General features: G+C 63.8%; 9 protein-coding genes and 2 tRNA genes. 5 read left to right on the top strand and 6 right to left on the bottom strand.

The annotated features are described in order from the left end of the window. The first annotated feature begins 256 nt into the window (after window positions 1-256). Both lacZ and BCAL_RS09340 read left to right on the top strand, forming a co-directional pair. The gene (gene lacZ, locus BCAL_RS09345) at window positions 257-3,379 is read left to right on the top strand and encodes a beta-galactosidase, LacZ type (protein ID WP_043166673.1); all 3,123 of its coding nucleotides are present in this window, start codon (window positions 257-259) and stop codon (window positions 3,377-3,379) included. Between the two features lie 444 nt (window positions 3,380-3,823). After that, the gene (locus BCAL_RS09340) at window positions 3,824-4,963 is read left to right on the top strand and encodes a VanZ family protein (RefSeq protein WP_052119238.1); all 1,140 of its coding nucleotides are present in this window, start codon (window positions 3,824-3,826) and stop codon (window positions 4,961-4,963) included. 143 nt (window positions 4,964-5,106) lie between these two features. Here the strand turns inward: BCAL_RS09340 and gdhA are convergent, their stop codons facing one another. The 3 genes from gdhA to BCAL_RS09325 all read right to left on the bottom strand — a co-directional run bounded on the left by gdhA (window position 5,107) and on the right by BCAL_RS09325 (window position 7,067). Beyond that, entirely contained in the window at window positions 5,107-6,453 is a 1,347-nt protein-coding gene (gene gdhA, locus BCAL_RS09335; RefSeq protein ID WP_043166671.1) for an NADP-specific glutamate dehydrogenase, read from the bottom strand. Between the two features lie 388 nt (window positions 6,454-6,841). Beyond that, window positions 6,842-6,914 (bottom strand) — tRNA-Ala (locus BCAL_RS09330). Between the two features lie 79 nt (window positions 6,915-6,993). After that, window positions 6,994-7,067, bottom strand: a tRNA-Ile gene (locus tag BCAL_RS09325). 258 nt (window positions 7,068-7,325) lie between these two features. Between BCAL_RS09325 and BCAL_RS09320 the strand changes: the two genes are divergently transcribed. Continuing rightward, window positions 7,326-8,063 carry a M48 family metallopeptidase gene (locus tag BCAL_RS09320; RefSeq protein WP_152600392.1) on the top strand — a complete coding sequence of 246 codons (738 nt, stop codon included), beginning with the start codon at window positions 7,326-7,328 and terminating at the stop codon, window positions 8,061-8,063. A gap of 571 nt (window positions 8,064-8,634) precedes the next feature. On the opposite strand, the gene BCAL_RS09315 is transcribed toward BCAL_RS09320, so the two are convergent. The 3 genes from BCAL_RS09315 to BCAL_RS09305 form a co-directional block, all read right to left on the bottom strand. Next, window positions 8,635-9,114, bottom strand: a complete 480-nt coding sequence (locus BCAL_RS09315) for a Dps family protein (protein WP_043166669.1) — start codon at window positions 9,112-9,114, stop codon at window positions 8,635-8,637. Between the two features lie 120 nt (window positions 9,115-9,234). Then, entirely contained in the window at window positions 9,235-10,575 is a 1,341-nt protein-coding gene (locus BCAL_RS09310; RefSeq protein WP_043166667.1) for a hemolysin family protein, read from the bottom strand. A 52-nt stretch (window positions 10,576-10,627) separates the two neighbouring features. Then, complete coding sequence (locus BCAL_RS09305) at window positions 10,628-11,311, bottom strand: carbonic anhydrase (RefSeq protein WP_043166711.1); 684 nt, start codon at window positions 11,309-11,311, stop codon at window positions 10,628-10,630. A gap of 440 nt (window positions 11,312-11,751) precedes the next feature. Between BCAL_RS09305 and ahpC the strand changes: the two genes are divergently transcribed. Both ahpC and BCAL_RS09295 read left to right on the top strand, forming a co-directional pair. Then, the gene (gene ahpC, locus BCAL_RS09300; protein ID WP_043166665.1) at window positions 11,752-12,315 is read left to right on the top strand and encodes an alkyl hydroperoxide reductase subunit C; all 564 of its coding nucleotides are present in this window, start codon (window positions 11,752-11,754) and stop codon (window positions 12,313-12,315) included. Window positions 12,316-12,449: 134 nt separating this feature from the next. Next, a partial coding sequence (locus BCAL_RS09295) for an FAD-dependent oxidoreductase (protein ID WP_043260090.1) occupies window positions 12,450-13,501 on the top strand: 1,052 nt, incomplete at its 3' end.

The following is a 13,501-nucleotide window of genomic DNA, read 5'->3' as shown; positions in this document are numbered from 1 at the left end:
AATACGTATCGATGAGGTATGGCGAGATGTGGTGGTGTGCTTGTGTGATGATTGGAACCCGTGGCAGATATAGCCCTGTCTTTCCCCCAGTCAGTTTCGCTGACAGCCCCTTCGTCAGAGGGGGGCTAGTGACATCGAGTGCCATGTCGATGAACTTGCACTGCAGGCGCGTGAAGACTATTTTTAGTAAAAGATTTACTCCAGAGTTGCGCTGACGGAGCAGTACGCAATAACGGACAGAAAGGGCACGCATACTATGACCAGTACTCAGCCAGACAATCACGCCGATCGCTTTGATCCGGCATGGCTCGACGACCCGCGCACATTCGAGGTCAATCGCCTCGACGCGCACTCCAGCCATCGCTACTACGACCACATTCCCGGCGCGGGCGAAACCTCGGACCTCAGGCAGAGCCTCGACGGCGCGTGGAGCGTCAAGGTCGTTGATCTCGCCGACTACGGCAAGGACGCATTCGGCGCCGATCCGCTCGCCGCGTTCGTCGACGCCGGCTTCCAGCCGATCGACGTGCCCTCCACCCTGGAGACCCGCGGATTCCTGAACCACAAGTACGTCAACCAGCAGTACCCGTGGTCCGGCCACGAGGCGCCTCCCGCGCCTGCCATCCCCGAGCACAACCACGTGGCCCTCTACCGCCGCGAGTTCACCGCCTCCCCGAAGGTCGCCGCCGCGCTCGCCGCCGGACAGACCGTCACCCTGACCTTCCACGGCGCCTCGACCGCGATCGCCGTGTGGCTCAACGGCGCGTTCATCGGCTACTCCGAGGACTCCTTCACCCCGAGCGAATTCGACGTGACCCCCGCCCTGCGCGAGGGCGCGAACAGGCTCGACGTGGCCGTCTTCGAGTACTCCTCCGCCAGCTGGCTCGAGGATCAGGACTTCTGGCGCATGCATGGCATCTTCCGCTCGGTCGAGCTCGCCGCGCATCCGGCCGTCCACGTCGGCAACCTCAAGGTCGACGCCGACTACGACCACACGACCGGCGCGGGCACGCTCGACGTCGCGGCGACGGTCGCGGGCGTCGCCTCCGGCAAGGCCGCATCGATCGAGGCCGCGCTGCTCGACGCCGACGGAGCGGTCGTCTGGCAGGAGGTCAAGGACTCCGCCGACGCGACGACGATGGAATGGCGCACGAAGCTTGCCAAGGTCGCCCCGTGGAGCGCCGAGGAGCCGAACCTGTACACGCTCGCCGTCACCGCGCTCGCCGCCGACCGTCACGTGATCGAGGTCGCGACGCAGCGCATCGGCTTCCGTCATTTCGCCATCGAGGACGGCATCATGAAGATCAACGGCAAGCGCGTGATCTTCAAGGGCGTCAATCGCCATGAGTTCGATGCGCGCGAGGGCCGCGCGGTGTCCGAGGAAGTCATGGTCCAGGACATCCGCGAGTTCAAGCGATTCAACATCAACGCCGTGCGCACCTGCCACTACCCGAACCAGATTCGCTGGTACGAGCTGTGCGACGAGTACGGCATCTACGTGCTCGACGAGACCAACCTCGAGACCCACGGCAGCTGGACCGATCCGGGCGACGTGTTCCAGCCCGCGCGCGCCATCCCGGGCAGCAAGGACGAGTGGCGCGCCGCGTGCGTCGACCGCGCGGAGAGCATGCTGCGCCGCGACTACAACCATGCGAGCGTCGTGATCTGGTCGCTCGGCAACGAGTCGTTCGGCGGCGACGTGTTCTACTCGATGCGCGACTTCTTCCACGCCAACGATCCGTTCCGCCCTGTCCACTACGAGGGCGTGGTCAACGACCCCGAGTTCTCCGCCGCCACGGACATCATGAGCCGCATGTACGCCAAGCCGGCCGAAATCGAGGAGAAATACGTCGGACCCGACGCCGTCAAGCCGTACATCTCCTGCGAATACTGCCACTCGATGGGCAACTCCTCCGGCGGCCTGCACCTGTACACCGAACTCGAGAAGTACCCGAAGTACCAGGGCGGCTTCATCTGGGACTACGTCGATCAGGCCCTGTTCCAGCGCCTCGGCGACGGCACCGAGCGCCTCGCCTACGGCGGCGACTTCGACGATCGCCCGAACGACTACGAGTTCGCCGGCGACGGCATCGTCTTCGCCGACCGCACCGTCTCCCCCAAGGCGCAGGAGGTCAAGCAGCTGTACGCCAACGTGAAGCTGGTTCCGGACGAGTCCGGCGTCACGATCACGAACGACAACCTGTTCGTGTCGACGGCCGACTACGTGTTCACCGCGCGCGTCCTCGTCGACGGCGTCGAGCGCTGGCACGCCGACTACCGTTTCGACGTGCCCGCCGGCGCGAAGGTCCGCGAGCCGATCGCATTCCCGCACGTCACCGATCTGGTGCCGCTGTCCGGCCGCGCCGAGGTCACGTACGAGGTCGACCAGCGTCTCGCCGAGGCGACCGACTGGGCGCCCGCCGGCTACGAACTGACGTTCGGTCAGCACACGGCGATCGTGTCGTTCGATGGCGACGGCGAGGGCGATTCCGCTCAGTCCGCTGCATCCAAGGCGGTCATCGCCGAGGACGGCTTCAACTCCGGCATCCACAACGATGTCGCCGAAGTCCTCCTGTCCAAGACGGCCGGCGGCATGGTGTCGTTCCGCTACGGCGACCGCGAGAAGGTCATCCGTCGCCCGAACCTGACGACATTCCGCGCTCTCGTCGACAACGATCGCGGCAACGGATCCGGCTTCGATCGCGCCCAGTGGTTCGCCGCCGGACGCTACGCCCGCGTCACCGGCACGTCGATCGAGAAGACCGCCGACGGCACCGGACTCGTCGCACGCTACGACTACGAGCTCGCCGACGCCAAGCGCACGCCGGTCACCGTGCGCTACGAGGTCGACGCGGCCCTGCACGTGCACCTGACCGTCAAGTACGCGGGTGAGGAGGACGCGCCGACCCTGCCGGCGTTTGGCCTCGAATGGACGCTGCCGGCGCAGTACGATCACCTGAAGTTCTACGGACTCGGCCCCGAGGAGACGTACGCCGACCGCCTGCACGGCGCGAAGCTGGGCATCTACTCGCGTACCGCCGCCGAGGACTGCGCGCCGTACCTGATGCCCCAGGAGACCGGCAACCATGAGGGCGTGCGCTGGGCCGAGATCACCGACGTGGACGGCCACGGCATGCGCGTCGCTGCGGCTCCGGGCGCTTCGCCGTTCGCCGTGAGCCTGCTGCCGTACAGCTCGCTGATGCTCGAGGAGGCCACCCACCAGAACGAACTGCCGCCGGTCCGTCACACGTTCCTGCGCCTGCTCGCCGCCCAGATGGGCGTCGGCGGCGACGACACGTGGGGCGCCCCGGTCCACGACGAGTTCCAGCTGCCCGCCGACAAGCCGCTGACCCTCGACGTGACCCTCCAGCTCATCTGAGTCATCCGGATACATCCGGATACGTCCCCGGACATTCCGGTCGCCCCCCCGGATACCCCCCGGTTAACCACATCCCGGTTGCCTCGGATGTCTGACCTCGGCCACTTCGGACATCCTCCGTCCTCCCAACGGGGGTAACCGTCGCTCGACCCCACGGACCGTACGCTGAGCAATCGCCAGCGTACGTTCCGTGGGAGTATCACTCCGCAATCCCCCGCATTCGTACGCTGACCAGTCCGCAGCATACGAAATCGGGGGATTTCGTCGTTCAAGCCCCGGACGACGTACACTGCGGCCGACTCAGCGTACGGTGATCGGGAATCGCCCTGTGATAGTCCCCGGGAACGTACGGAAGAACTGCACGGGGTCGTATGGGGCCGTAATGTATGAGGACGTATGTGATCGTATAGGGACGTATGAGGTACGGGTCGTATAGTGGTGCCAATGTTGGGATACCTGAGTTACTTCTCCACATCGTTCATCATCGCGATGATCCTGTGGCCGGTCGTCTCGGCCGTGCTCACCCTACCGATCCTCGCGGGACTGTATCACCGGCATCACCGGCTACGCGCGATGTCCGTGCTCGCCTCCTACCTGAGCACGCTGTACTTCACCGGACTCATCGCACTGACGCTTTACCCGATGCCCGACGACCCGGACCGGTTCTGCACGGTGCACGCCGGCGACTACACCCCGCAGCTCAATCCTCTGCGATTCCTCGAGGACATCCAGACGGGAGGTCTGTACGGGCTGTTGCAACTGCTGATGAACGTCGTGTTCTTCATCCCCCTCGGTTTCGTATTCACCCGCTGGCTGCGCTGGACATGGTGGGCGGTGCTGTCCTCCGGCCTTGTCGCATCGCTGTTCATCGAGACGTCGCAGCTCACCGGATTCTGGGGACTCTACCCGTGCGCCTACCGCCAGTTCGACGTCAACGATCTGATGACGAACACGCTTGGCGCACTCGTCGGATTCGTCATCGCGAAACTATTCACCCGCTGGGTGCCGCAATCGGCCCTGCCCGGGCGAGATGACGTGAACATGCGTCCGGGTGCCGTGCATCGTGTGGTCGCCTACGTGATCGACATGATCTTCGTCGTGCTCGTCTACTTCCCCGTGACGCTGGCGATGGTCTTCGCGTTCCACTGGCTGTCGACCCCGCTGCCGAACGGCGACTACACGCTGTTCGGAGGGTTGATCACGCTTGGCAACGGCTGGTTAAACGGCGTCGCGCCATCGGCCGCGGCGCTCGCGTTCCTCGTGTTTGAGCTGGCGATTCCGGCGACGCATCGCGGACAGACCCTGGGCGGCATGTTCACGCACATGACGATCGAGACGGTCTCGCGACGCGGATGGAGCCGAGTGGCGTTCTACGCCGTGCGCACGCTGGTGCTGGGCCTGTTCACCGAAATGGCGATCATCGGGTTCATCGGCGCAGGCTACGGATCGTCCCGCTCGCTGCTCGAGTATGCGATTCTCGGCTTCCTGATCGTGTTCGTCTTCGAACTGCTCGCCCGCCGCGCGCCGTGGGATCTCATTGCGGGGAATACTGCGAATCCGGCGAATAACCCGGCGAATCGATAGATCTGACAAAAAATCCGGCGCATGGAACAGAGAGGATTCGTTCCACGCGCCGGACGACTGAATCATGACTCCCCTGACGACGAGGGGACGGTCAATGTGGGTGAATTCCCAATGCCGTGTGTTCACCCACAGGTTCTATATGCTCACAGCACGCCCTGGGCGACCATCGCGTTGGCGACCTTGACGAAGCCGGCGGCGTTCGCGCCGAGCATCAGATCACCCTCGTGGCCGTACTCCTTGGCAGCGGCCAGCGAGTTGGCGACGATGGTCTCCATGATCGACTTGAGCTTGGCGTCGGTCTCCTCGAAGGTCCAGGAGAGACGGTAGGAGTTCTGGCTCATCTCCAGACCGGAGACGGCCACGCCACCCGCGTTCGCGGCCTTGGCCGGGCCGTAGAGCACGCCGTTCTTCTGGTAGACGGCGATCGCCTCCGGAGTGGACGGCATGTTCGCGCCCTCGCACACGACGGTCACGCCGTTGTCGACGAGCTGCTGCGCGGACTCGCCGTCGATCTCGTTCTGGGTCGCGCACGGCAGGGCGATGTCGCCCTTGACGCTCCACACGCCCTTGCTGCCCTCGTGGTACTCGGAGCCCGGCACACGCTCGGCGTACTCCTTGATGCGGCCGCGCTCGACCTCCTTGATCTGCTTGACCACGTCGACGTTGATGCCGTTCGGATCGTAGATGTAGCCGTTGGAATCGGACACGGTGACGACCTTCGCACCCAGCTGCTCGGCCTTCTGCGCGGCGTAGGTGGCCACGTTGCCGGAACCGGAGATGATCACGGTCTTGCCTTCGAAGGAGTCGTTGCGCAGGACGCGAAGCGCTTCGGCGGTGTAGTAGCACAGGCCGTAGCCGGTGGCCTCGGTGCGGGCCAGTGATCCGCCGAACTCGAGACCCTTGCCGGTCAGAACGCCGGAGTACTCGTCGCGGATGCGCTTGTACTGGCCGAACAGGTAGCCGATCTCGCGGCCGCCGACGTTGATGTCACCGGCCGGAACGTCGGTGAACTGGCCGATGTGACGGGACAGCTCGGTCATGAAGGCCTGGCAGAAGCGCATGACCTCGGCGTCCGACTTGCCCTTCGGGTTGAAGTCGGAGCCGCCCTTGGCGCCGCCCATCGGCAGCGTGGTCAGGCTGTTCTTGAGGATCTGCTCGAAGCCGAGGAACTTGATGACGCTCTCGGTGACGGTCGGGTGGAAGCGCAGGCCGCCCTTGTACGGGCCGATCGCGGAGTTGAACTGGATGCGGTAGCCGCGGTTGACCTGAACCTTGCCCTCATCGTCGGTCCACGCAACGCGGAACTTGATCACGCGCTCGGGCTCGACGAGGCGCTCGAGCACGCCCGCCTTCTCGTATTCCGGGTGCTTCTCGACGACCGGCTGCAGGCTCTCGAAGACCTCCTGCACGGCCTGCAGGAACTCCGGCTGATCGCCGTCGCGCTTCTCGACCTGCGCGTAGACGCGCTTGACGTACTCGTCCGTGAGCATATGGACTCCCCCTTGGGTTTGGGCTATCAATAGACGTTTCCGATTGTATGCACGTGCCGTTCGATCCGGCAAGGGTCTGTCCACGCTCTGTCAGTGGATGATTGATCGGCTTCATCGAGCGGTGTCGGATCCCATCGCGTTGTGATATTTCCATCGCGCGGTGAGACGATTTTCCGATTTGGCGGAATACCGCCGTTTTGCATCACCGCGTGATGGGCGCAACACCACTTCATGGGGATGTCGTCGCGTAATGGGGCGCGAGAGGGCGTGATGGGAACCCTGGGAACCCGAGAACGCTGGAACGCTGCTAGGGCCTGCAAACGAGATGAGGGCCGTGGAATCGGTTGATCCCACGGCCCTCATCCTGTCCCTGAAGTGTCGCCACTAGTGGAGCATGCCGGGTTCGAACCGGCGACCCTCTGCTTGCAAAGCAGATGCGCTACCAGCTGCGCCAATGCCCCAGTGTCCCTAGTTCGAAAGGCGCCTCTTCAGTTGCAGATAGAAAAAAATAGCGGCTCAAACGGCCGCTGTTTTTTCCTGTGGGCCCGGGAGGACTTGAACCTCCGACCTCATCCTTATCAGGGATGCGCTCTAACCACCTGAGCTACGGGCCCGTCCGTGCACTTCAAAGCACAAGCAGTTATAATACAGGTCATTCGATGTTTGTCAAAGAATACGTGCGTTACGGCGTGTCGCCTTATGGGAGTAAGGGTGAGTGGCGATTTCATGGTGTACACCGGGTAGTCACAGGATGAAGAAATCGCGATGTCCTCTCGGCAGACACAATGGCGGATATGCCATATCGTCGTCGTCCCTCCCGCGTCAGTCCCTTTCCCGCCGTCATCTCCACGCGTGTGATCGACGTCGACGGGATGCCGGTCGAGGTGACGCGCAAACGCATCAGAAACATGTATCTGCGCATCAAGCCGCCGTCCGGGGAAGTCGTGGTGTCGGCGCCGGCGCGGATGTCCGAACGTATGATCGTCGATTTCGTGCGCGGCCGACGTGAGTGGATCGATCGGCAGCGCGAACGCATGGCCAAGGCGCGTCACGAGGCGATGGCGGGATTCGACGAGGGCGAGTTCGATCCGTCGAGTGTCGGTGGTGTCGGTGGTGTCGAGGAAGCCGGCGACGACCTGTTCTCCGCCAGCGGACTGGATCCGTTCGATGGCGATACGCGTTCCGTTGATCCTGTCCCTCTGGCGTCTCCTTCGTCGGACTCCCCCGCCTCGAACGACGGCGGCGATGCCGATTTCGATCGCACCCATGTGTGGACTGACGATCGCCGCAAGCATGCCGAAGCCGCGATCAATGCGGCTTTGCCTGGTCTCCTCGACAAGTGGACGCCGATCGTCGGCAAATCGCCCACGCACATCACCCTGCGTCTGATGACCTCACGATGGGGGTCGTGCACGCCGAAGACCGGGCGCATCAGACTCAACCTGCAACTGGGGCTCATGGAGCCCGAGTTCCTCGAATATGTGCTCGTCCACGAGCTCACCCACCTGTGGGAGCGCGGTCACGGCGAGCGGTTCCGCGCGCGCATGGACGCCTATCTGCCGCGTTGGCGCGATCTGCGCCGCGAACTCAACCGCCGCATTGTGTTGTAGCGCCGTGATCCGGCGTCGTGTTGCGGTGTGGGCCCGGATGGTGGCCGGGACCGGTTCTTGCTTAGCTATGCCGTCTGCGCGCCTCCCAGCTGTGCCGCTCAACGTGAAAAAGCACCGAAATCGCATTGAGCGGCACGGCGATACGTCATTGTCGCCCCATCACCTTTTTGACATGTTGTCAAAATGGCTATTTTCCAACGATTCTGCAATAGCCGGTATCCCGAGGGCTGTCCTTGCCGCCGATTCGTCTGCCGCTCAACGTGAAAAAGCACCGAAATCGCATTGAACGGCACGGTTTTCTGCCACTCAACGAACATCAAACGATTGACATGCGCTGAGTGGCAGACTCATCACGCATCCATCCCTGATCCGCCCCGATCGGACGTATCGGATCCTACGGGATCCGATACGTCCCCCAACCCCACATAGCGCCGGATACCACGTCTCCATCTGACCATGTATAACGTGTCATGACACGTGTTTCGCGCGACAATGAGAAATGCGGTTCCCCTGAGACAAGGAGAACCACATTCCTCATAAGTCAGTGTCAGTCAATAGAGAAAACGCCTACTCACGCGAGGTGAGAGCGCATGAACCACTGGAACTTCTCGAGCTCCTGGACGTGGTCCTGGATGATGTTGGAGCTGATCACGTCGAGGTCGTCGAGCTCGGCGATGGCCTTGCGGTCGTCGGCGATGAACGCGTCGTAGTACTCGATGAGCGCCTTGAGGTACTCCTCGGTGCCCGCGCGGCCTTCCACATCGAATGCCTTCCACGTGCGGTTGCGGGTGATCGCGTCGGCGCGGCCGTCCGGCGTGCCGCCCAATGTGGCGATGCGCTCGGCGGTCTCATCGGCCTGGGCGAGGACGACCTCGACCTGCGGGTCAAGCATCTCGTGCACGGCGATGAAGTTCGGGCCGGTCACGTTCCAGTGCGCGTGCTTGAGGACCAGAGCGGCCTCCTGCTCCTGGCTCAGGCGGTTCTGCAGAATCGCGATGGCCTTCTCGGAGACGGCCTCGTCGAGGCCGGGGACGATGAATGCGAGTGCCATGATTGTTCCTTTCCTTCCTTGTGGGAGTCTCCCGTAAGGAACATTGTATTACCAGTCTAGAGGTTTCGGCTTCAATCAGGGCCGAGGCGACGTGCCGGCGTACGTCGGTGTCAGTTGGTGTCAGTTGGTGGCCCCGGTGGCCCCACTAGTCGGCTCGTAGTGGTCCGGCGCGCCGGCCCTCTTCACCTCGATGGTCTCAATACGGCGTCCGTCGACCTGCTTGACGATCATGTCGTAGCCGTCGTCGGAGTGGAGCACGTCGCCGACCTCGCCCATCTTGCCGGTGTGTGCGAGGAAGTATCCGGCGACCGTCTCGTACGGGCCGTCCTCCAGTTCGATGCCGGTCAGGTCCTCGAAATCCTCCAATGTGGTGCCGCCCTCGATCGTGGCGACGCCGTTGACGAACACGCTGCGACGGTTGCGCGGACCGCCCTTCTCCTCGGGCAGGTCGTATTCGTCGTGGATGTCGCCAACCAGCTCCTCGGTCATGTCCTCCAGCGTGACGATGCCGTCGGTGCCGCCGTATTCGTCGATGACGACGGCCAGATGGATGCCGCGCTTGCGCAATAGCTCAAGGCTCGGCAACAGCTTCGACGTGCCCGGCAGCGAGATGCCCTCGCGCGTGATGTCGGCGACGGTCTTCGCGTTCGGATCGCGCACGTCGAGCAGGTCGCGCACGTGCACGAAGCCGAGCACGTCGTCGAAGTCCTTGCCTGTGACGGGGTAGCGGGAGTACGGCATCTCGCGCACGTACTTGGCCGCGTCGGGGATCGTCATCGATCCGTCGAGGAACACGACGTCGGCGCGCGGGCGCATCACCTCGGCGACGATCGTCTCGGAGGCGTCGAACACGTCGTCGAGGATCGTGCGCTCGTCCTTGCTCAGGTTCGTGTTCGTGTTGACGAGCACGCGCAGCTCGTCGTCGGACACCTCGGATTCGGTCTCGTTCGGGTCGAAGCCGAGCAGTCGGACGATGCCGTTCGTGTTCTTGCCGATCAGCCAGATGATCGGACGGCAGATCTTCGCGAACACGTCGATCGCCGGGACGACCGCGCGCGCGATCTGCTCGGTCTTCTGCATCGCGATGCGCTTCGGCACCATCTCGGAGATCACGATCGAGCAGTAGGAGATGACGAGCGTCAACACGATCGTCGTCAGCGGCGCGGCGATGTGCTGCGGGACGCCGAGCGCCACGACCCACGGCACGATGAACGGCGAGATCGACGATTCACCGAACGACGCGGACAGGAAGCCGCACAGGGTCACGCCGATCTGCACGGTCGACAGGAAGGTGTTCGGATCGCGGGCGATTTTGGCCACGCGGGCGCCGCGGGCATCCTCCTGTTCCATCTGGTCGATCTGCGAGCCTCTCAGGCTCACCAGTGCAAGTTCGGTGCCGGCGAAGACGGAGCCGAGCAGCAGGAATACGAAGATCAGCAGGATGTTTAAGCCAAGTGACATGTCTCCACTCTAGGGGAGCGGCACGTCAAGCGGCACGTCCAGTGCGGATGTGTCAGAAGCTCAGCACCTCAACGAGGCCGGTGTCGAGCTGGTAGCGGGCGCCGACGAGCATCAGACGGTCCTCGGCCAGCGCGGTCTGGATGACCTCGCTACGGGAGACCAGATTCTCGATCGTGCTCGCCACATGCACGCGCTCGATGTCGTCCTGCGCCTCGAGTTCGGCCTCGCGCGCCTGCCAGACGGACATGCCGACCAAGCGCATGATGATCGACTCGGATTCGGCGATGCGCTCGTCGAGCGAGTCCATGAGCTCGGCGGCGGCCAGTGAATCGTCGGCGTCGGCCGTGGCCTCGTGCAGCATCGCGTCCAATCCGTCCATCGCCATGTGCACCGCGCCGCAACCCTGATGGCCGAGCACTACCAGCAGGCTCACGTTCAGTTCGCTCACCGCGTATTCGAGCGAGGCGAGCACGCCGTCGTCGACCACCTGACCGGCGGTGCGCACGGTGAACAGATCGCCCAATCCCTGATCGAAGACGATCTCCGGGGGCACGCGCGAATCCGAGCAGGAGAGCACGGCCGCGTCCGGGTTCTGGCGGTCGATCAACGATTCTCGCGTCTGCGTATCCTGCCACGGATGCTCCGGCTTGCCCTCGGCGAACCGCCGATTACCCGCCAGCATGCGGCTCCACGTCGCGTTCGCCGTGGACTGCTCGGGATCGGTGGGACCCTGCATCTGCTCGAACTGCTCGTCAGTCGTCATCATCGTCTCCTTGTCGGCCGCATCCCGCTGTTCCGGCGTATCGTCGCCGGATGATTGTGGATGATTGCTATGGCCCATAGTAGATCATCCACGTTGTATCGCCCGTCCTCCCCCGGATCATCCCGGGCGCTGTTCGGGGAATGGGCGGGATCGTGCCCCATCTGCGCACCCGTTTCGGCGATTGGTTTTCCCTGATTCGTGTCCATTGTCGTCCGATTTACATCGTCCGATTTGCGCCTGTGATGTTCCTCATACGGCCTTTCGCGCGCCGCCCGTTCCGCCGGCGGTTCGCTCGGGATAGGATGGGAGGGCATGGGGAAACGACCCGGCTGTCGGCCGGGCGGAATCGGTCTGATGACAGTCTGATGACAGCGGCCGATTCCCCACGAAGACTCTCACGGAAAGGAACAATGATGACTCTTCTGCAGCACGAACTCACCGACTTCAAGGTTCAGGCCTTCCAGAACAACGACTTCCACGAGGTGACCAAGGCCGACGTGCTCGGTCACTGGTCCGTGTTCTTCTTCTACCCGGCCGATTTCACCTTCGTCTGCCCGACCGAGCTCGAGGACCTCGCCGCCAAGTACGAGGACTTCAAGAAGATCGGCTGCGAGATCTACTCCGTGTCCACCGACACCCACTTCGTGCACAAGGCGTGGCACGACGCCAACGAGAAGATCGCGAAGATCCAGTACCCGATGCTGGCCGATCCGACCGCCCTGCTCGCCCGTGACCTCGACACCTACAACGAGGTCGACGGCATGGCCGAGCGTGGCGACTTCATCGTGAACCCGGAGGGCAAGGTCGTGGCCTACGAGGTCATCTCCTCCAACGTCGGCCGCAACGCCGACGAGCTGCTGCGCCGCGTCCAGGCCTCCCAGTTCGTCTACGAGCACGGCGATCAGGTCTGCCCCGCCAAGTGGCAGCCGGGCGAGGACACCATCGAGCCGAGCCTCGACCTCGTCGGCCTGCTCTGACGCAAACAGTCGCATCCATTGGCCCCCTCTGATGAGACATTGCCGTTAAGCGAACAGCAGGGCTGTTTGTAGGCGACGTCTCGTCAGAGGGGGTCTACTTGTTAGAGGCCTATTTACTACTTGAAGGAGTTTGCATGACTGAGAACAACAGCGATCTGTACGACGTCGTCGTCATCGGCGGCGGCCCCGCGGGACTCACCGCCGGCCTGTACCTCGCCCGCGCCCGCTATCGCGTGCTCGTGCTCGAAAAGGACGATTTCGGCGGACAGATCACCATCACCAACGAAGTCGTCAACTACCCCGGCGTCGGCCGCACCACCGGTCGTGCCCTCACGCAGACCATGCGCGAACAGGCGCGTGACTTCGGCGCCGAATTCCTCTCCGCCGAGGCCACCGGTCTTGACGTCGACGGCGACGTCAAGACCGTGCACACCTCGCGCGGCGACCTGAAGACGTTCGGCATCCTCATCGCCACCGGCGCCTCCCCGCGCAAGCTCGGCTTCGAAGGCGAGGCCGAGTACGCCGGCCGCGGCGTCGCCTACTGCGCCACCTGCGACGGCGAGTTCTTCACCGGCAAGGAGGTGCTCGTCATCGGCGGCGGATTCGCGGCGGCCGAGGAGAGCGTGTTCCTGACCAAGTACGCGAGCAAGGTCACCGTGCTCGTGCGCGAGGACGACTTCACCTGCGACGCATCCGTCGCCGCGGAAGCCAAGAACAACCCGAAGATCGAGGTGCGATACGGCGTCGAGTTGAAGGGCGTCACCGCCGGTCAGGGCGGGCTGCGCGAGGCGACGATTCTCGATCGCGCGTCCGGCGAGACCGAGACGTGGAAGCCGGCCGACGGCGGCACGTTCGGCGTGTTCGTGTTCGCCGGATACGTGCCCGCGACCTCGCTCGTGCGCGGTGTCGTCGATCTCGATCCGCAGGGGTACGTCATCACGCACGACTATCTCGAGACGTCCGTGCCGGGCGTGTACGCGGCGGGCGATCTGCGCGTCAAGAACCTGCGTCAGGTCGTCACCGCGACGGCCGACGGCGCGATCGCGGCCGTCGAGCTGGAACGCTACGCGAAGTCGATGAGTGAGAAGACGGGACTCGTACCGCCGCGTCCGACCGCGTCCGCGTACGAGAAGGCCGAGGCTGAGGCGGCGAAGGCCGCGGCCGGGGCCGAGGGCACGACGCCCGC

Source organism: Bifidobacterium callitrichos DSM 23973 (assembly GCF_000741175.1).
In the GTDB taxonomy this organism is placed as follows: domain Bacteria; phylum Actinomycetota; class Actinomycetes; order Actinomycetales; family Bifidobacteriaceae; genus Bifidobacterium; species Bifidobacterium callitrichos.
The sequence above is the reverse complement of the archived record's forward strand: the minus strand, read 5'-3'. Positions and strand labels throughout refer to the sequence as shown.